Source organism: Delftia sp. WSY_12 (genome assembly GCF_043104645.1).
Taxonomy (GTDB): domain Bacteria; phylum Pseudomonadota; class Gammaproteobacteria; order Burkholderiales; family Burkholderiaceae_C; genus Comamonas; species Comamonas tsuruhatensis.
On the sequence record NZ_JBICKW010000024.1, the window covers coordinates 44,865 to 63,044 of the forward strand.

16 protein-coding genes are annotated in these 18,180 nt (G+C 66.7%); 9 read left to right on the top strand and 7 right to left on the bottom strand.

Translation table 11 applies throughout. The features are described from left to right. Positions 1-108: 108 nt before the first annotated feature. From ACF8LI_RS15155 to ACF8LI_RS15170, 4 genes are all read right to left on the bottom strand, one after another. A complete protein-coding gene (locus ACF8LI_RS15155) occupies positions 109-1,095 on the bottom strand; it encodes a YihY/virulence factor BrkB family protein (protein WP_046238973.1) in 987 nt (328 codons plus the stop codon). Positions 1,096-1,165: 70 nt separating this feature from the next. Then, positions 1,166-2,731 (bottom strand): galactarate dehydratase, encoded by a 1,566-nt coding sequence (garD, locus tag ACF8LI_RS15160; protein WP_043792259.1) that lies wholly within the window; start codon positions 2,729-2,731, stop codon positions 1,166-1,168. 174 nt (positions 2,732-2,905) lie between these two features. Continuing rightward, positions 2,906-3,904: a tripartite tricarboxylate transporter substrate binding protein gene (locus tag ACF8LI_RS15165; protein WP_252652236.1), complete on the bottom strand. Its 999-nt coding sequence runs from the start codon at positions 3,902-3,904 to the stop codon at positions 2,906-2,908. A gap of 50 nt (positions 3,905-3,954) precedes the next feature. After that, on the bottom strand, positions 3,955-5,271 hold the full coding sequence (locus tag ACF8LI_RS15170) for a glucarate dehydratase family protein (protein WP_392413196.1): 1,317 nt from the start codon (positions 5,269-5,271) through the stop codon (positions 3,955-3,957). Positions 5,272-5,353: 82 nt separating this feature from the next. On the opposite strand from ACF8LI_RS15170, the gene ACF8LI_RS15175 reads away from it, so the two are divergent. The 8 genes from ACF8LI_RS15175 to ACF8LI_RS15210 all read left to right on the top strand — a co-directional run bounded on the left by ACF8LI_RS15175 (position 5,354) and on the right by ACF8LI_RS15210 (position 13,905). After that, complete coding sequence (locus ACF8LI_RS15175; protein WP_392413197.1) at positions 5,354-6,142, top strand: FadR/GntR family transcriptional regulator; 789 nt, start codon at positions 5,354-5,356, stop codon at positions 6,140-6,142. A 148-nt stretch (positions 6,143-6,290) separates the two neighbouring features. Continuing rightward, positions 6,291-7,268 (top strand): tripartite tricarboxylate transporter substrate binding protein, encoded by a 978-nt coding sequence (locus ACF8LI_RS15180; protein ID WP_012202191.1) that lies wholly within the window; start codon positions 6,291-6,293, stop codon positions 7,266-7,268. Positions 7,269-7,313: 45 nt separating this feature from the next. Further along, positions 7,314-8,225, top strand: a complete 912-nt coding sequence (gene kdgD, locus ACF8LI_RS15185) for a 5-dehydro-4-deoxyglucarate dehydratase (RefSeq protein WP_016448682.1) — start codon at positions 7,314-7,316, stop codon at positions 8,223-8,225. A 58-nt stretch (positions 8,226-8,283) separates the two neighbouring features. Next, the gene (locus ACF8LI_RS15190; RefSeq protein WP_392413198.1) at positions 8,284-9,243 is read left to right on the top strand and encodes a Bug family tripartite tricarboxylate transporter substrate binding protein; all 960 of its coding nucleotides are present in this window, start codon (positions 8,284-8,286) and stop codon (positions 9,241-9,243) included. Positions 9,244-9,348: 105 nt separating this feature from the next. Then, positions 9,349-10,335 carry a 2-hydroxyacid dehydrogenase gene (locus ACF8LI_RS15195; RefSeq protein WP_392413200.1) on the top strand — a complete coding sequence of 329 codons (987 nt, stop codon included), beginning with the start codon at positions 9,349-9,351 and terminating at the stop codon, positions 10,333-10,335. 44 nt (positions 10,336-10,379) lie between these two features. Next, positions 10,380-11,717 (top strand): enolase C-terminal domain-like protein, encoded by a 1,338-nt coding sequence (locus ACF8LI_RS15200; protein ID WP_034397726.1) that lies wholly within the window; start codon positions 10,380-10,382, stop codon positions 11,715-11,717. 36 nt (positions 11,718-11,753) lie between these two features. Next, positions 11,754-13,202, top strand: coding sequence for an aldehyde dehydrogenase family protein (locus ACF8LI_RS15205; RefSeq protein WP_392413202.1), 1,449 nt, complete (start codon positions 11,754-11,756; stop codon positions 13,200-13,202). 226 nt (positions 13,203-13,428) lie between these two features. Next, the gene (locus ACF8LI_RS15210; protein ID WP_392413203.1) at positions 13,429-13,905 is read left to right on the top strand and encodes a hypothetical protein; all 477 of its coding nucleotides are present in this window, start codon (positions 13,429-13,431) and stop codon (positions 13,903-13,905) included. A gap of 924 nt (positions 13,906-14,829) precedes the next feature. Here the strand turns inward: ACF8LI_RS15210 and ACF8LI_RS15215 are convergent. The 3 genes from ACF8LI_RS15215 to ACF8LI_RS15225 all read right to left on the bottom strand — a co-directional run bounded on the left by ACF8LI_RS15215 (position 14,830) and on the right by ACF8LI_RS15225 (position 17,194). Next, positions 14,830-15,144: a hypothetical protein gene (locus ACF8LI_RS15215; protein WP_392413204.1), complete on the bottom strand. Its 315-nt coding sequence runs from the start codon at positions 15,142-15,144 to the stop codon at positions 14,830-14,832. An 878-nt stretch (positions 15,145-16,022) separates the two neighbouring features. Further along, positions 16,023-16,715, bottom strand: coding sequence for an LrgB family protein (locus ACF8LI_RS15220; protein ID WP_013800125.1), 693 nt, complete (start codon positions 16,713-16,715; stop codon positions 16,023-16,025). Between the two features lie 5 nt (positions 16,716-16,720). Further along, positions 16,721-17,194: a CidA/LrgA family protein gene (locus ACF8LI_RS15225; protein WP_012202183.1), complete on the bottom strand. Its 474-nt coding sequence runs from the start codon at positions 17,192-17,194 to the stop codon at positions 16,721-16,723. Positions 17,195-17,270: 76 nt separating this feature from the next. Here ACF8LI_RS15225 and ACF8LI_RS15230 point away from each other — a divergent pair, with 76 nt between their 5' ends. After that, complete coding sequence (locus tag ACF8LI_RS15230) at positions 17,271-18,179, top strand: LysR family transcriptional regulator (protein WP_123695008.1); 909 nt, start codon at positions 17,271-17,273, stop codon at positions 18,177-18,179. The last annotated feature ends 1 nt before the right edge of the window (position 18,180 follow it).

Below are 18,180 nucleotides of genomic sequence, written 5' to 3' on the forward strand. Positions count from 1 at the left end.
CGGCCTTGGTGCCAGGGGACTTTGATGCATTGTTCCATTGCCCAAACGCCTGCGCCGCGGCTTTGCGGGCCGCGGCGCAGGCGTTCATCTTCGTCGAAATGCGGGAACTCAGCCCTTGCCGCCCGGAGTGTCCCCGGCGCTGGCCGCCTCGGCGGGCGGCGCCCAGCGGATAGGGTGGGTGAAGCGCACGCCGGCATCGCTGAAGGCCTTGGCCGTGGCGGCCGACAGCAGCAGGATGGCCGAGGAAAAGTAGATCCACATCAGCAGCACCACCAGCGAGCCCGCCGCGCCATAGGCCGAGACCACTGCCGCCGTGGCCAGGTACCAGGCCAGGGCCTGCTTGCCCAGCGTGAACAGCAGGGCGCCGATGATGGCACCGAAGATCAGATAGCGCAGCCGGGGCTTGGGGCCGCCGCCTATGCGCATCAGCCCCACGAAGAGCAGCACGGTGATGCCGAAGGACACGCACTCGTTGATCAGGCTGACCAGCGGCCCCAGCGGCTGCATCTGCAGCTTGGTGCCGGCCCAGTTGGTGATCAGCTGGATGGCCGTGGACAGGGCCATGGACACCAGCAGCAAGAAGCCCAGCGCCAGCACATAGGTCAGGCCGCGCAGCCGCAGCGCGGCCATGCGCCACCACACGGCCTTGGGCGGCGGCGGCTCGCCGTTGGAGGTCCAGAGCCTTTCCAGCGCGGACTGCAGCTCCACGAAGACACCGGTGGCGCCCGACATCAGCAGGATGAAGCCGAACAGCGAAGCCAGCCGCCCCTCGTCGGGCCGCTGGGCGCTTTCCAGCGCGCCGCGCACCACCTGGGCGCCGCGCTCGCCGATCACGTCCTGCACCTGGTCGATGAGCTGGTGCTCCACATAGCTGCGGTCCACCCACCAGCCCAGCACGCCGACCAGCAGCAGCAGCAGCGGGGCCAGGCTCAGGATGCCGTAGAAGGACATGGCGGCGCTCATGCGCAGGCCATCGGCGTCCAGCCACAGCTGCACGGCGTTCCACATGGCGCGCAGCGGGTTCAGTTCCAGCAGCCGGTCCAGGCGTGCGGACCAGGACGAGGCGGGGGGAGTTTCCGGGGTATCTGAGGGCATGGCCCCCATTGTGCGCAGCGGCGCACCGGCGCCCTGTCAGCCTGTGCCGACAGGGGCCTGTGCGCGCGGCTCAGGTCACGGGCGCTGGATTGAACAGCACCAGGGCGTTGTGCAGCTTCCACTGCTCGGCCCAGGTCTTCCTGCGGCCGCTGGCCACGTCCAGCATCAGGCGGAACATCTCCCAGCCCACGTCCTCGATGCTGGCCTGGCCCTCGGCGATGCGGCCCGCGTTCACGTCCATCAGGTCATGCCAGCGCCGCGCCAGGTCGCTGCGCGTGGCCACCTTGATCACGGGCACCTGGGCCAGGCCGTAGGGCGTGCCCCGGCCCGTGGTGAACACATGCAGGTTCATGCCGGCGGCCAGCTGCAGCGTGCCGCAGATGAAGTCGCTGGCCGGCGTGGCTGCATAGACCAGGCCGCTTTGGATGCCCCGGTCGGCCAGACGCTGGCCCGGCGACAGCACGCCGGTGATGGGCGCCGTGCCGCTCTTGATGATGGAGCCCATGGCCTTCTCGACGATATTGGACAGGCCGCCCTTCTTGTTGCCCGGCGTGGTGTTGGCGCTGCGGTCCACGCGGCCCTTGTCCAGGTAGGCGTCGTACCAGGCCATCTCCTCGATCATGGCCTGGGCCACCTCGGGGCTGGAGGCGCGCGAGGTGAGCTGGTCGATGCCGTCGCGCACCTCGGTCACCTCGCTGAACATCACGGTGGCGCCTGCGCGCACCAGCAAATCGGTGCAAAAGCCCACGGCCGGATTGGCCGTGACGCCGCTGAACGCATCGCTGCCGCCGCACTGCACGCCCACCACCAGGGCGCTGGCCGGCACGGTCTCGCGCCGGCGCGCGTTCAGCCGCTCCAGATGCACCCTGGCGCGGCCCATGATGGAGTCCACCATGGACATGAAGCCCACATGCGCCTCGTCCTGCAGGCAGACCACGTCCAGCGCGGGCTCGCGCTCATCGACGATGGGGAAGGACCCCGGCGGCAGCAGCCGCTCGGGCTGCAGCTTCTCGCAGCCCAGGCTCACCACCATCACCTCGCCGCCAAAATTCGGGTTGTGGCTGATGTTGCGCAGCGTGCGCTGCGGAATCTCGGCGCCCACGGCATCGATGGCCACGCCGCAGCCATAGCTGTGCTCCAGGCCCACCACATCGTCCACATTCGGATAGCGCGGCAGCAGCTCGGCCTTGATGCGGCCCACCGCGAAATCCAGCACCCCGGCCACGCACTGCACCGTCGTGGTGATGGCCAGGATGTTGCGCGTGCCCACCGTGCCATCGGCATTGCGGTAGCCCTCGAAGGTGTAGCCCGTCAGCGGCGGCAGCTCGGGCGGCTGCACCGTGGCGATCGGCAACCCCTCAAGAGACAGCGCCCCCGGCATGCGCAGCAGCCGCTCATGCACCCAGCTGCCTGCGGCAATGGCCTGCAGCGCATAGCCGATCACCACGTTGTAGCGGCGCACCTCGCCGCCCTCTGCAATGTCCACCAGCGCCACCTTGTGCGCCTGCGGCACCTTGTCGACCAGCACCAGCCCCCCGGGCATCACCGTGCCCGCAGGCAACCCCCCGTCATTGGCCACGATGGCCACGTTGTCGGCCGGATGCATGCGGATGGAAAGAGGAAGTGGGGTACTCATGGCAATGTCTCAATTTTCTAGGGGCCTGTCGCAATCGGAGTGCAGCCCTCGCAACCGTCACGTCCCAACTCAGGAACGCCGAGCAAGAGCCGCCTCGCGGCGGGGGCGCCCAGCCGACGGCGTTGTCCCCCTCCGCGAAGCGAGAAGGGGGAAGGCGCGAAGCGCCTCAGGGGGTCACTCTGCCTTTATTCCAGCAGCCTTGATCACCTTCCCCCACTTGACCACCTCGGCCTTCTGGAACTCGCCCAGCTCGGCCGGCGTCATCTGCGAAGGCAGCATGCCGAAGTTCTTCAGGCGCGCCTGCACCTCGGGCGTGGCCACGATCTTCATGATCTCCGCATGCAGCCGCTCCACGATGGGCCCCGGCGTGCCTGCGGGAGCGAACACGGCCTGCCAGGAGCCCATGTCGAAGCCCTTCTCGCCGGCCTCGGCGATGGTGGGCACATCGGGCAGGGATTCCAGGCGCCGCGAGCTGGTCACGGCGATGGGACGCAGCTTGCCGGCCTGCACATGGGGGCCGACGACCAGGGCGGTGTCGAACATCATGTCCACCTGCCCGCCGATCACGTCCTGCACGGCCGGGCCGCTGCCCTTGTAGGGCACATGGGTGAACTTCACGCCCGTCTGGTAGCCCAGCAGCTCCAGCGCCATGTGGTTGGAGGTGCCGCTGCCCGGCGAGGCCGAGGTCAGGCCGCCCGCCGCTGCCTTGGCCTTGCTGGCGGCCAGCACGTCGGCCAGCGTCCTGTAGGGGCTGGAGGCCGGCACCACCAGCACCAGCGGGCCCGAGCCCAGCATGGCCACCGGCGTGAAGGACTTGACCGGGTCGTAGTCCAGCTTGGCGTACAGGCTCACATTGATGGCGTGCGAGCTGATGGTGCCGCCCAGGATGGTGTAGCCATCGGCCGGGGCGCGCGCCGCAATGGCCGAGCCCACGCTGCCGCCCGCGCCGCCCTTGTTCTCGATCACCACGGGCGTGCCCAGGGCCTTGCTCAGCGGCTGGGCGATCACGCGCGCCAGCGTATCGGTATTGCCGCCGGGCGGGAACGGCACCAGGTAGGTGATGGGCTTGCCCGTGGGCCAGTTGCCCTGCGCTGCGGCCGGCATGGCGGCCAGGGCCGTGCCCAGCAGCAGGGCGCTGGCGAGGGAATGTTGGATGAGTGTGCGGCGTTGCATGATGCTTGTCTCCGGGAAGGGCTTGTCGTTGGAATGGTGTGAAAGCGGGTTCAGAAGCGCGGCTGGTGGCCGGTGAACGCGGGGTCGTACTTGCGCATCTGCCCCAGGTCGTCGCGGTTGCGGATGCCGCAGTGCAGGTAGTTGTCGTGCAGGCGGGCCAGGGCCTCGCGGTCCAGCCGCACACCCAGGCCGGGCGCCGTGGGCACGCGCAGGCTGCCCTGCTCGAACTGCAGCCGGCCGCCCTCGACGACTTCCTCGTCCTGCCAGGGGTAGTGCGTGTCGCAGGCATAGGTCAGCAGGGGCACGCTGGCGCACAGGTGCGTCATGGCCAACAGGCTGATGCCCAGGTGGGAATTGCTGTGCATGGACAGGCCCAGGTCGAAGGTGCGGCACAGCGTGGACAGGCGCTGCGTGGCGCGCAGCCCGCCCCAGTAGTGGTGGTCGCTGAGCACGATCTTCACGGGGCAGCCCATGTCGGCATTGCGGCGGAACTCGGCAAAGTCCGTCACCACCATGTTGGTGGCCAGGGGCACATCGCACTCGCGTGCCACGGCGGCCATGCCGTCCAGGCCGGGCGCCGGGTCCTCGTAGTACTCGAGCACGCCCTGCAGCTGCTGCACGATCTTCAGGCTGGTCTCCACCGTCCAGTTGCCATTGGGATCGATGCGCAGCGGCGTGCCCGGAAAGGCATCGGCCAGCGCCAGGATGCCGGCCGCCTCCTGCTCGGGCGGCAGCGCGCCGGCCTTGAGCTTGATGCTCTGGAAGCCGTACTGCGCAATCATGCGCCGCGCCTGCTCCACCAGCTGCTGCGGCGCCAGGGCCTCGCCCCAGGCGTCGGGCGAAGAATCTGGTCCATAGGGCCTGTCGATGTGCTCGGCGTACTTGTAGAACAGGTAGGCAGAGAACGGCACGCTGTCGCGCGCGGCGCCGCCCAGCAGGTCCACGATGGGGGCGCCCGCCATCTGGCCCTGCAGGTCCAGCATGGCGACCTCGAAGGCGCTGACCACCTTGGCCACGGTCTTGGACACATGCGTGCCAGGCGCCAGCGACACCTGCTGGCCCAGGAACTCCGACGCCGTCAGCGCAGGCGGCGCCACCAGGGCCGCGACGCGGGCCTCCATCTCGTTGAGCGCCCAGGGCGACAGCCCCACCAGCGCGGGCGCGGCCTTGGCCAGCGCATCGAGCATGGGCTGGTCGCCGTAGCTTTCGTTGATGCCGACCAGGCCCGAGGCCGTCTCGATCTCGATGATGGAGCGCAGCGCCCAGGGCTCGTGGATGCCGGCCGCATTGAGCAGCGGCGGATCGCGGAAGGCAATGGGCGTGATGCGTATGTGGCGGATCGCGTGGGTCGCGTGGGTGGTGCTCATCTGGAATGCAGGTTCAGAAGGATCAAAAAAACTCGATGGCGTGGACGTCTTGTGATACGTTGTCGTACAACTTGGAGCGATTATGATCAGCACCATGGAAAGTTCGGCAAAGGGATTTCCCGCATCACCCCCAACGATCGAGCTTCCCCTGCGAGGAAAGTCCGGTCGCAGCGGCCGCAATCTGGCCGCCCTGCTGTTCGACGAGTTCGCGAGCAAGATCCGCAACGGCCTGCTGGCCGAAGGCGAGAAGCTGCCCACGGAGTCGTCGCTGGTGCAGACCTACGAAGTCAGCCGCACCGTGGTGCGCGAGGCGCTGTCGCGCCTGCAGGCCTCGGGCCTGGTGGAGACGCGCCACGGCATAGGCACCTTCGTGCGCGCCGCCCAGCCCGCATCCACGCTGATGCTCAATGCCGACGAGCTGACGGCCGCCGTGGACGTGATGGCCGTGCTGGAGCTGCGCATCAGCCTGGAGACCGAAAGCGCCGGCCTGGCCGCGCTGCGCCGCAACCCCGAGCAGCTGCAGGGCATACGCATGGCGCTGCAGGCCTTCGAGATCGCCTTTGCGCGCGGCGAGGACACGGTGGCCCATGACCTGGCCTTCCACACCCAGATCGCCGAGGCCACGGGCAACCGCTACTTCGGCGACATCCTGCGGCACTTCGGCGCCCAGCTGATTCCGCGCACGCGCATCGCCTCCATCCACCAGCCCCAGCGCGACCCCGACTACCTGCGCCGCGTCAACCGCGAGCATGAGGAAATCCTCGCCGCCATCGAGCGCCAGGACGCCGACTCGGCCCGCGCGGCCATGCGCATCCACCTGACCAACAGCCGCGAACGCCTGCGCCTGGCGCAAAAGACCAGCGCCGCCTGAGTGCTCCCATGGGCCTTTCGGGGCCAATGGCTTTGTCACGGGAATTCAGACAACCAAGGGAAAACCCTTTATCACTGCTTGCAGATCTCGGTTAAAAATCGGTTTCAGTTGTACGACAACTGACAACATAAAACCTGGAGACAAGAGCATGACCCTGAGCCGAAAGCAGTTCCTGCGCGCCGCTGGCGCCACCGCCCTAGTGGCCTCCGGCGCCGGTGCGCTGGCCCAGAGCAACTGGCCCACGCGCCCGCTGCGCCTGGTGGTGCCCTACCCGCCGGGCGGCAGCTCGGACATCATTGCGCGCGCCATCGGCCCGCTGCTGTCGGCAGAACTCAAGCAGCCCGTGGTCATCGAGAACAAGCCCGGCGCCAACGGCAACCTGGGCGCCGACATGGTGGCCAAGGCCCAGCCCGACGGCCACACGCTGATGCTGTGCGACCTGGGTGCGCTGGCCATCTCGCCCTCGCTCTACACCAAGCTGTCCTTCGACCTGTCCCGGGACCTGCGCGGCACGGCCATGCTGGCCTACTCGCCCCACCTGCTGGTGGTCCATCCTTCGGTGCCGGCCAACAACCTGCAGGAGCTGGTGGCCCTGTCCAAGAAGGAAGACCTGAGCTTTGCCGTCACCGCCACGGGCAGCGCCCCGCACCTGGCCGGCGTGGAACTGGCGCGCGCCACGGGCGCGCGCTGGGAATACGTGCCCTACAAGGGCGGCGTGCAGTCCATCCAGGACACGGTGGCAGGCCAGACCCAGGTGCTGATGAACGGCATGCTGGCCACCTACCCCCATGTGCAAAGCGGCAAGCTCAAGCTGCTGGGCCTGTCCAAGGGCACGCGCATGCCGCTGGCCGCCAACGTACCCACCATCGCCGAGCAGGGCGTGCCCGGCTTCGAGACCGGCACCTGGCAAGGCGTGGTCGTTCCCGCCAAGACGCCCGAGGCCGTGGTCCAGCGCCTGCATGAGGCCCTGATCACCGCCATCCGCTCGCCCGAGGTGCGCGCCCGCCTCACGGGCCAGGGCGCCGAGGTCGTGACCATGAACCCCGCCGAGACCGCGCGCTTCCTGACCACCGAACGCCAGCGCTGGCAAAAAGTGGTTCAAACAGCCGGTTTGAAGCTCGACTGATTCCACCCTTTTTTCTTTCTTCCCCACCTTATTCCCGAGAGCACCATGACCCCCCAAGACCTCAAAGACGTGATGAGTTCCGGCCTGCTGTCCTTCCCCGTGACGGACTTCGACAGCAACGGCAACTTCAATGCCAAGGGCTATGCGGCCCGCCTCGAATGGCTGGCCCCCTACGGCGCCAGCGCGCTGTTCGCGGCCGGCGGCACGGGCGAGTACTTCTCGCTGTACGGCGAGGAATACGGCCAGATCATCAAGACCGCCGTGGACACCTGCCGCGGCAAGGTGCCCATCATCGCGGGCGCCGGCGGCCCCACGCGCACGGCCATCGCACACGCCCAGGAGGCCGAGCGCCTGGGCGCCCACGGCGTCCTGCTGCTGCCCCACTACCTGACCGAAGCCGGCCAGGAAGGCCTGATCGCCCATGTGGAGCAGGTCTGCAAGAGCGTGAAGTTCGGCGTCATCGTCTACAACCGCGACCGCACCCGCTTCACGCCCGAATCGCTGGCCATCCTGGCCGAGCGCTGCCCCAACCTGGTGGGCTTCAAGGACGGCATGGGCAACATCGAGACCATGTCCTCCATCTTCATGACGATGGGCGACCGCTTCGCCTACCTGGGCGGCCTGCCCACGGCCGAGGTCTATGCGGCCGCCTACAAGGCCCTGGGCACGCCGGTGTACTCCTCGGCCGTCTTCAACTTCATCCCCAGGACGGCGATGGCGTTCTACGAAGCCGTGCGCACCGACGACATGGCCACGCAGCACAAGCTGCTCAAGGAATTCTTCATGCCCTACCTGAAGATCCGCAACCGCGTCGAAGGCTACGGCGTGAGCATCATCAAGGCCGGCGCCAAGCTGGTGGGCCACGACGCCGGCCCCGTGCGCGCCCCGCTGACGGACCTCAAGCCCTCCGAGCTGGAAGAGCTCAAGGCCCTGATCGACAAGCTCGGCCCCCAATAAGCCACAAGACCGGGCGCAGGGGCCAGTCCGGCCCTTGCGCCCCCCAGGAGACAAGAACATGAAAAAGATTCTGATCGCGCTGGGTGCCGCATTGGCCCTCACGGCGCAGGCGGCCGGCAGCTTTCCGGACAAGGCCGTCAACATCATCGTGCCCTTCCCGGCCGGCGGCTCCACCGACACCGTGGCGCGCGCCATGGCCCTGAGCATGGGCGAGCAGCTGGGCAAGCCCTTCGTGGTGGAAAACCGCCCCGGCGCCACGGGCACCATCGGCGCAGGCGCCGTCAAGCGCGCAGCGGCCGATGGCTACACGCTGCTGGTGGCCTCGCTGGGCCCCTTCGTGGTCACGCCGCACCTGGTCAAGAACGTGCCCTATGACGCAGGCAAGGACTTCGACTACATCACCATCCCCGTGCAGGCGCCCAACGTGCTCGTGGCCAGCCCCGCGCAGAAGGCCCGCACCGTGGCCGAGGTCATCGCCGCGCTCAAGGCCAACCCCGGCAAGATCAGTTTCGCGAGCTCGGGCAACGGCTCCTCGGACCATCTGTCGGCCGAGCTGTTCTGGCAGCAAAGCGGCACCGAAGGCATGCACGTTCCCTACAAGGGCGGCGCCCCGGCCATCACCGACCTGATCGGCGGCCAGGTGGACTTCTCGTTCCAGAACGTCAACGCCGTGCTGCCCCATCTGCGCAGCGGCAAGCTGCATGCGATCGCCGTGACCGGCAGCCAGCGCTCGCCCGTGCTGCCCGATGTGCCCACGCTGGCCGAGGCCGGCGTCAAAGGCGCCGAGGTCTATTCCTGGCAAGGACTGGCCGCACCCAAGGGCCTGCCCGCCGATGTGAAGGCCAAGCTGGCCAAGGCCGCCATCGCCTCCGTGCAGCAGCCCGACATCCGCAAGCGCTTCGTGGAGCAGGGCCTGGAGATCGTGGGCAACACGCCCGAGGAATTCACGCGCTACCAGGCCCAGGAATCGGAGCGCTGGAAGCAGCTCATCCAGACCCGAAAAATCACCGCTGATTGAGCTAGAAACAACGGGCCGGCCCCCTGGCCGTTCCCGCTGGCCTGCGCACCGCAGGCCCTTTTCACCGGGGCTTCCAGCCCCCGCAAGTTCCAAGGATTCCAAGGCATGGCGACCTCCCGTCCACGCGTTCTCCAGTTCGGCAAGATGCCGCTGCCCCAGCTCGATGCCGAGCTGGCCCAGGCCTATGAGGTGACGCTGCTGTCCGAGCAGCCCGACCGCGAGCGCTTCCTCGCCGAGCACGGCGCGCAGTTCGAATACCTGGTCACCTCGGCCGCCATGGGCGTGCCCGCGAGCGTGGTGCAGGCCCTGCCCAGGCTGCGCTTCGTGAGCAGCTTCGGCGTGGGCTTTGACGCGCTGGACCGCGAGTCCCTGCTGCGCCAGGGCGTCCGCGTGGGCTACACGCCCGGCGTGCTCGACGACTGCGTGGCCGACATGGCCTTCGCACTGCTGCTGGACGCCGCGCGTGGCCTGAGCGAGTCCGACCGCTTCGTGCGCCGGGGCGACTGGAGCCAGGGCCGCTTCGGCATCCGCACGCGTGCCAGCGGCAAGCGCCTGGGCATCTTCGGCATGGGCCGCATCGGCTCCACCGTGGCGCGCCGCGCGGCCGGTTTCGACATGGAGGTGGCCTATCACAACCGCCGCCCGGTCGAGGGATCGCCCCACCTCTACCAGCCCTCGCTGCTGGAGCTGGCGTGCTGGGCCGACTTCCTCGTCATCACGGCCGCAGGCGGCGACGGCACGCAGCACCTGGTCAACGCCGAGGTGCTGGACGCTCTGGGCCCGCAGGGCTTTCTGATCAACGTGGCACGCGGCAGCGTGGTCGACGAGGCCGCCCTGGTCCAGGCCCTGCAGCAGGGCCGCATCGCGGGCGCGGGCCTGGATGTGTTCGAGGACGAGCCACGCCCCCATGCCGAGCTGCTGTCGCAGGACAACGTGGTGCTTGCGCCCCACATCGCCAGCGGCACGCATGAAACCCGCCGCGCCATGGCCGACCTCGTGCTGCGCAACCTGGCGCAATTCATCGCCACGGGCCGGCCCGAGGCCGAGGTGCCGTGGTCCGCCGCGCAGCAGGCGGCCACCGCCGCCGCATAGCCGTTTTTTCCCAGAGACCGATCCAAACGATCCAAGAGCACGCCATGTCCTCCACCCCGACCATCACCGAGATCGAAGTCATTCCCGTCGCCGGCCGCGACGGCATGCTCATGAACCTCAGCGGCGCGCATGCGCCCTACTTCACGCGCAACATCGTGCTCGTGCACGACAGCGCGGGCCACACCGGTGTGGGCGAAGTGCCTGGCGGCGAAGGCATACGCCAGGCGCTGGAGGACAGCAAGGCGCTGCTCATCGGCCAGTCCGTGGGCAACCACCTGAAGCTGCTGCAGAACCTGCAGCAGGCCCTGGCCGGGCGCGACACGGGTGGGCGCGGCCTGCAGACCTTCGATCTGCGCATTGCCGTGCATGCCGTCACCGCCGTGGAATCGGCCCTGCTGGACCTGCTGGGCCAGCACCTGGGCGTGCCCGTGGCGGCCCTGCTGGGCGAAGGCCAGCAGCGCGACCGCGTGGAGATGCTGGGCTACCTGTTCTTCACCGGCCCCACCGACAGGACCGACCTGCCCTACGTCCAGCCCGGCGAAGACCAAAGCGGCAGCGACGACTGGACGCAGGTGCGCCACATGACCGCCATGGACCCGGCCGCCATCGTGCGCCAGGCCGAGGCGGCGCATGCGCGCTACGGCTTCAACGACTTCAAGCTCAAGGGCGGCGTGCTGGCCGGCGAGCAGGAAGTGGAGGCCGTCACCGCGCTGGCCAGGCGCTTCCCGCAGGCGCGCGTCACGCTGGACCCCAACGGCGGCTGGCTGCTCAAGGACGCCATCCGCCTCATGCGCGACATGCACGGCGTGCTCGCCTATGCCGAAGACCCCTGCGGCGCCGAGAACGGCTTCTCGGGCCGCGAAGTCATGGCCGAATTCCGCCGCGCCACCGGCCTGCCCACGGCCACCAACATGATCGCCACCGACTGGCGCCAGATGGTGCATGCGCTGTCGCTGCAGTCCGTGGACATCCCGCTGGCCGACCCGCATTTCTGGACCATGGCCGGCTCCGTGCGCGTGGGCCAGACCTGCCGCGACTGGGGCCTGACCTGGGGATCGCACTCCAACAACCACTTCGACATCTCGCTGGCCATGTTCACCCACGTGGCCGCCGCCGTGCCCGGCAAGGTCACGGCCATCGACACGCACTGGATCTGGCAGGACGGCCAGTACCTCACCCAGAACCCGCTGCAGATCAAGGGCGGCTTCGTCGAAGTGCCCAAGACCCCGGGCCTGGGCGTCACCGTGGACCGCGCCGCGCTGCAGCGCGCCAACGCCCTGTACCTGGAGCACGGCCTGGGCGCCCGCAATGACGCCATGGCCATGCAGTACCTGATTCCCGGCTGGACCTTCGACAACAAGCGCCCCTGCATGGTCCGCTGACCCCTTCCTTCCGTTACCCCTTTCCCGGAGCACCTCATGTCCCGCTACGACAACCTCATCAACGGCCAATGGAAGGCCGCCGACGGCTACAGCGCCAACACCAACCCCAGCGACCTGTCCGATGTGATCGGCGAGTACGCCCAGGGCAATGCCGCCGATGTGGAAGCCGCCATCGCCGCGGCGGCCGCGGCCTTTCCCGCCTGGAGCACCTCGGGCATCCAGGCCCGCCACGACGCCCTGGACAGGATCGGCAACGAAATCCTGGCCCGCAAGGAAGAGCTGGGCGACCTGCTGGCGCGCGAGGAAGGCAAGACCCGCCCCGAAGCCATTGGCGAAGTCGGCCGCGCAGGCCAGATCTTCAAGTTCTTCGCGGGTGAATGCCTGCGCCTGGCCGGCGAAACCCTGCCCTCCGTGCGCCCCGGCATCGGCGTGGAAATCACGCGCGAGCCCGTCGGCGTGGTGGGCCTGATCACGCCGTGGAACTTCCCCATCGCCATTCCCGCCTGGAAGATCGCCCCGGCCCTGGCCTTCGGCAACTGCGTGGTCCTGAAGCCCGCCGACCTCGTGCCCGGCAGCGCCTGGGCGCTGGCCGACATCATTCACCGCTCGGGCATTCCGGCCGGCGTCTTCAACCTCGTCATGGGCCCGGGCCGTGTCATCGGTGATGCCCTGGTGCGCCACAGCGACGTGGCCGCCATCAGCTTCACCGGCTCCGTGGGCGTGGGCCGCGGCATTGCCCGCGCCTGCGTGGAAAGCGGCAAGAAGGTGCAGCTGGAGATGGGCGGCAAGAACCCGCAGATCGTGCTGGACGACGCCGACCTCACCCAGGCCGTGGAGCTGTCCGCGCAAAGCGGCTTCTACTCCACGGGCCAGCGCTGCACGGCATCGAGCCGCCTCATCGTCACCGACAGGATCTACCCCGCCTTCATCGAGGCCCTGCAGGCCCGCATGGCCAGGATCAAGGTGGGCGACGCCCGCGCCGCAGGCACCGACATGGGCCCCGTGGTCAGCCAGGCCCAGCTGGAGCAGGACCTGAGCTACGTGGAAATCGCCAAGGCCGAAGGCGCCGTGCTGGCTGCCGGCGGCGCAGCCGCCGCCTGCCACACCGGCAGCGGCAACAAGGGCTACTACATGGCGCCCACCCTGTTCGTGGACACCCAGGCCGCCATGCGCATCAACCGCGAGGAAGTCTTCGGCCCCGTGGCCAGCGTCATCCACGTCAAGGACTATGAAGAAGCCCTGGCCGTGGCCAACGACACCCCCTTCGGCCTGGCCGCAGGCATTGCCACCACCAGCCTCAAGCACGCCACCCACTTCAAGCGCCACAGCCAGGCCGGCATGGTCATGGTCAACCTGCCCACGGCCGGCGTGGACTACCACGTGCCCTTCGGCGGCCGCAAGGGCAGCAGCTACGGCCCGCGCGAACAGGGCCGCTATGCGCAGGAGTTCTATACGACGGTTAAGACCGCCTACACGCTGGCCTGAGGCAGGCCCCAAAGCAGCCGCCAGGACCTGGCGACTGCTTTCATCCCTGACGCCATCCGCAACAAAACGATGCGGATGGCGTTTTTTCATTCGTCGTTGCGCCCACAGTCAAATCCCGTGCGCGAAAGTGCAAACCGCCCCTTCCATTGCACCAGGGCCTTGCATAGCATCTTCCTCAACGTGAGAGCCGGCTTCAGCCGGCCGGCGTCCATACCGGAGGGAGACCATGGCAACAACTGCAAGAATTTCCGGCCCCGTGGGGCGTGCGGCAATGAACCATCCCAAAGACGTGTTCACTGTCCAGCAATTGCTCAACGGACATATGCAGCGCGATCCCTGCCGTAAACTGCTAAAAGCTCTTTCAACATGTACAACAGCCTGCGTTGCCACCGTACTGAGCGCATGCAGCAACCCCGAGGAATACACACCTACAGGGCAATGGGAGGCAACAGAAGATTTGTACGTCTACACTACAAACGACCATCCCTTGACGATCGCCTTTACTATAAAAAAGGGTGAAATTTGCGCAATAAGCAAAAAACCCACCATCAGAAAAGACTTGGGTTATCTACAGGTCTTATGTGCCCAGGGAAGCGGATGGGAAATAACGGGAAAATTCAAGAGACTGGGCAACCAGGATGATTCGCATGAATCTTTATCGAAAAACAAGACAGCCATTTATGCAACATTAACCATAAGTTAATCATCAGATATGGCAAGCACAATAATTACCTGCAGTGTGGGAGGAGGGAAAGAATCCTTCAACATCTCCGATAAGAATACCCTCAACCGGCTAATGCTCAAACTATGCCAACTCTACGTGCAATCCACGCAGGCGGCAGATGAAGCTACCCAATACTGGGCCGATGTTGCAACGCAATCGCAGAGCCCTTTGGCCCCGCTAGCACATGTACCAGGAGCATTCGCTGCGCTGTGGACCCCTGAGGTTGCACCTACCACAGCAGCAGTATTGAGTACGGCTGGATATGGCTTTGCAGCGCTGCCAAGAAGTTTGACACACTTCACCACCAAGGCAGGCGCTGCAGGCATCGCTGGTACAGGCGTCATCAATTCCAGCAAATTTGGTCTGAATGGGCTCTTCGGACCCGGCGTATACATGGCAAGACTCGGTCGCCCGCTGAACTTAATGATCAAAGAACCCGCTAAAATCCCCATCTATCTACCAACACCTGCCGGCACCGTACGTATACTGCCTTATGTTGTGCACGTCCGATGGGGTTTCAGTGGCGTGAAGGCACCCTAATGAAAATTCCTCGCTTTTCGATCATTTTTGGTTGGTGTGCCGTAATATTCGCCTGGACTTGCTGGGTTCTGGCCTACATACAATCTAGCTGGTGGTGGCTGGTAGTTTCGTTGATTCCATATCTGATCTACCAAACATTCCTAAACAAGGATGAACAGGCCGGTGGCGAATAGGGGGACTGCCGCTGGTTTACGGAACAATATCCCATGACAGGAATTCTCTGGGTCATCAAAAGTCTCATTGAATCACGGTCTGTGCACACACCCATGCAGACTACATACATCTAGATTCACAAAGCCTAAAAGTGATTTACCGAAACCCGGGGCGCAATGCCCCGGCAGGCCTGTCACAAGAAAGCCTGAATCAGCGCTGGAACGCCGCCGCCGCAGCCGCTATCCGCCGCAGATACGCCGGGTCTTCCTGCAGGCAATGCACGTGGTTGACCTCGTCCTCCACCAGCTCCTCCATCCGCTGCGCAACCCCGCAAATGGCCTGCAGCGCATTGGCCACCACCTCCAGATTGCGGTAGCCCTCGGGCCGCTCCAGCCAGGCCAGCGCCAGCTGGCCCAGCGAGTACACCTCGCTGCTGCCCTGCAGCGTCAGCCGGCCGATCTCGGTCACGGCATGGCTCAACTGCTGCGGGCTGGGCTGGGCCAGGGTTGTGGAAGCGGTACTCATGGCGCCACCCTTCCCACGGCAGATGCGCGAGAGTGAGGCGCTTGGGTGGCAGAGGGGAATGCAAAAGAAGAAATGCCGTGCATGGTTTCGTACTCCTTCGTGAGAACAAAAACCACCGGCCCGTGTTCTTACGCACAGACAGGTGGACGGGATGTTAAGAACACGAACGAAGCCGTGCGGACGCCCTTGCGGGTAGCCCCATCCCGTCCGTAACCGCAGGAACGCAGGCTTGCGCCCACGCTCCGGAAATCAGACGTGACAAGGCCTCCTTGACGGCGAGGCCGCACCGCTTCGTTTTGGGTGTTCTTACGCACCGGCCCCGGAACAGGGGGCTGCCGCGATGATAGAGGCTTTCAAGATGGCAAGCGCCCCAGGCCGAGCGCAGCGAAGGCCCGCGCCCACTCCCCGTATGTCCGCGCCTGCGCCGTGGCGGTTGCGGGGTTGCAGTCCTGCCGCAGGACAGGACTGCTTCGTCATCTGACTCGCCGTGATTGTTTGAACGTAGCTCGCAGAGCGAAGTGAGTTTCACGGCGAACCCCGCAACCGCCACGGCGCAGGTTGCCCCGCAGCGAAGCGAAGGGGTCGCGGACATTCGGGCGCTTTTCTTTGCTCACTTTCTTGTAGCGAGACAAGAAAGTGAGTCGGCCGCCGGGCCGAGACCCGGCCTCGAAAAACAACCACCCGGCAGGGGCAAAAGATTGCACCTAAGCCAAAAGCAAACAAGGTGGGCGGGAGTTAAGAACATGTGCAAGGCATGCGGACGCCCTCACGGGTAGCCCCATCCCGCCCCAAACCCAAAGACAGCCGGGTCCCCAAAAACCCCAGCCATCAAACCTCGGTCACGGATAGTAGCTCCCGCATCACTTCAGCAAATCACTTCAGAAAAACAGCACCCTCACCCAAGGCGCCACCACCACATTCAACGCCCCCGCAATCATCATCACCAACGAAGCAACCACCGCCTGCACATCCCCAAACTGCCGCGCCTTCGCCACCCCGCTGCCATGCGCGGCACCACCCAGAATGGCGCCCGCAGCCAGCTTGCTGCGCACGTGCGGCAGCAGCCGCAGGATGGTCTCGCCCATGAGCATGCCGCTGACGCCCGTGAGCAGCACGAACAGCGCGGCCAGGTCGGTGGGCCCGCCCAGCACGCGCTCGGCCTCGATGGCGAAGGGGGTGGTCACCGAGCGCACGGCCAGGCCCTTTTGCAGGTCCACGGGCAGTCCGAAGGCCTGTGCGAACCAGATGGTGGTGGCAATGGACACGCCACTGGCCACGAGCACGCCGGTGGCGATCGACATCCAGTGCTTGCGCAGCAAGTGGCGGTTTTCGTGCAGGGGCAGCGCAAAGGCCACCGTGGTGGGGCCCAGCAGCCAAACCAGCCAGTGAGTCTGGGCGATGTACTGCGGGTAGCGCACATGGGTCAGCAGCGCCAGCGCGATCAGCACCATGGGCGTGGCGACGATGGGCATGAGCAGCGGATGCGGATGGCGGCGGTACACGCGCTTGTTGGCCGCATAGCAGGCCAGCGTGGCCAGCAGCGACAGCAGACCTATGGCCTGGTCGGACATGGCGTTCATTCCTGCTCCCTGTGCAGCCCGGCGCGCGTGGAGCGGCGCCGGGCCAGCCACAGCTCCAGCCGGTAGACGCGGTCCACGGCCAGCGCCGTGGCGGCCATCACGCAGGCCGTGCTGGCCACGATGACGCCCAGGATGCGCAGGCCCTGGTGCTGGATCAGGTCGGTGTATTCGGTGACGACCAGCATGGCGGGCACGAAGAACAGCAGCATCTCGGCCAGCAGCCAGTTGGTGCCGCCCTGCAGCCAGCGCGCCTTGACCAGCCCGCTGAACAGGCCCGTGGCCAGCAGCGCGAAGCCGATCAGCCCGGCCGGCATGCCCCAGCCGAAATGCGCGCGCACGGCCTCCATGGCCACCCACAGCGCACTGAGCAGCCCCACCTGCAGCACGCCGCGCAGCAGCGGCCAGCAGCGATGCAGCAGGCCCTGAAACACCTGCGGCCGCAGGACGGGCATGGCGGAAATCTTTGACATGGGGCAATCCTAGGGTTTGCACTCAGATTCGTAAAATGAATAATTTCCATTTTTCCCATGCACAAAAGGAATCCTCATGGACCTGCGCGCGCTGCGCTACTTTGTCGAGGTGGTGCGCTGCAACAGCTTCACGCGTGCGGCCGAGGCGCTGCATGTGACCCAGCCCACCATCAGCAAGATGGTGCGGGCGCTGGAGGAGGAGCTGGGCGGCCCGCTGCTGCTGCGCGAGGGGCGCGGTGTGCAACTGACCGACGCAGGCCAGGTGGTCCATGCGCGCGGCCTGCAGGTGCTGGAGCAGTCACGCCAGCTGCTGCAGGAGGTGGCCGAGGTGGACGGCATTGCGCGCGGCAGCCTGAGCGTGGGCATCATGCCCACGGCCGGGCACTACATGGCGCCCGTGATCGCGCGCTTTCAGCAACTGCATCCGGGCGTGGAACTGCATGTGCAGGAGCAGGGCGCACGCGCCCAGCGCCAGCTGCTGCTGGACGGCAAGCTGGACATGGCGCTGGGCCTGCACGGCGCGGGCGAGGCGGGTGGCGACCTGGCCGGAGAGGGCCTGGAGTACTGCACCATCGCCCACCAGAAGACACGCGTGGCCTTTGCCGCGCACGAGGTGCCCGACCCGGACGCACCCGTGCACTGGAGCGAGCTGGCCCAGCGGCCCTTTGTGTTCTACACCTCGGACTTCGCCCTGCACCAGGCCGTGCTGGAGCATTGCGCGGCGGCAGGCTTCAGCCCACAGGTGCGGCTGCAGACGCGCTACTGGGACTTCATCGGCGACCTGGTGGCAGAAGGCGTGGGCGTGGCCGTGATGTTCGAGCACGTGATCGCGCGGTTCGACCCGCGGCGCGTGTCCAGCCGCCCGCTGGTGGGGCCTGAACTGCACTGGGACGTGGTGCAGCTGTGGCGCAGCGGCTATCTGTCGCGCGCGGCGAGGGCCTGGCTGGAGTGCGTGCGTGCGGTCTATCCCGACGACAATCGCTGAG

Bases quoted from the DNA above. Each gene is read 5' to 3' on its own strand.
- ACF8LI_RS15155 (WP_046238973.1), bottom strand. From the start codon at position 1,095: ATGCCCTCAGATACCCCGGAAACTCCCCCCGCCTCGTCCTGGTCCGCA.
- garD (WP_043792259.1), bottom strand. From the start codon at position 2,731: ATGAGTACCCCACTTCCTCTTTCCATCCGCATGCATCCGGCCGACAAC.
- ACF8LI_RS15165 (WP_252652236.1), bottom strand. From the start codon at position 3,904: ATGCAACGCCGCACACTCATCCAACATTCCCTCGCCAGCGCCCTGCTG.
- ACF8LI_RS15170 (WP_392413196.1), bottom strand. From the start codon at position 5,271: ATGAGCACCACCCACGCGACCCACGCGATCCGCCACATACGCATCACG.
- ACF8LI_RS15175 (WP_392413197.1), top strand. From the start codon at position 5,354: ATGATCAGCACCATGGAAAGTTCGGCAAAGGGATTTCCCGCATCACCC.
- ACF8LI_RS15180 (WP_012202191.1), top strand. From the start codon at position 6,291: ATGACCCTGAGCCGAAAGCAGTTCCTGCGCGCCGCTGGCGCCACCGCC.
- kdgD (WP_016448682.1), top strand. From the start codon at position 7,314: ATGACCCCCCAAGACCTCAAAGACGTGATGAGTTCCGGCCTGCTGTCC.
- ACF8LI_RS15190 (WP_392413198.1), top strand. From the start codon at position 8,284: ATGAAAAAGATTCTGATCGCGCTGGGTGCCGCATTGGCCCTCACGGCG.
- ACF8LI_RS15195 (WP_392413200.1), top strand. From the start codon at position 9,349: ATGGCGACCTCCCGTCCACGCGTTCTCCAGTTCGGCAAGATGCCGCTG.
- ACF8LI_RS15200 (WP_034397726.1), top strand. From the start codon at position 10,380: ATGTCCTCCACCCCGACCATCACCGAGATCGAAGTCATTCCCGTCGCC.
- ACF8LI_RS15205 (WP_392413202.1), top strand. From the start codon at position 11,754: ATGTCCCGCTACGACAACCTCATCAACGGCCAATGGAAGGCCGCCGAC.
- ACF8LI_RS15210 (WP_392413203.1), top strand. From the start codon at position 13,429: ATGGCAACAACTGCAAGAATTTCCGGCCCCGTGGGGCGTGCGGCAATG.
- ACF8LI_RS15215 (WP_392413204.1), bottom strand. From the start codon at position 15,144: ATGAGTACCGCTTCCACAACCCTGGCCCAGCCCAGCCCGCAGCAGTTG.
- ACF8LI_RS15220 (WP_013800125.1), bottom strand. From the start codon at position 16,715: ATGTCCGACCAGGCCATAGGTCTGCTGTCGCTGCTGGCCACGCTGGCC.
- ACF8LI_RS15225 (WP_012202183.1), bottom strand. From the start codon at position 17,194: ATGTCAAAGATTTCCGCCATGCCCGTCCTGCGGCCGCAGGTGTTTCAG.
- ACF8LI_RS15230 (WP_123695008.1), top strand. From the start codon at position 17,271: ATGGACCTGCGCGCGCTGCGCTACTTTGTCGAGGTGGTGCGCTGCAAC.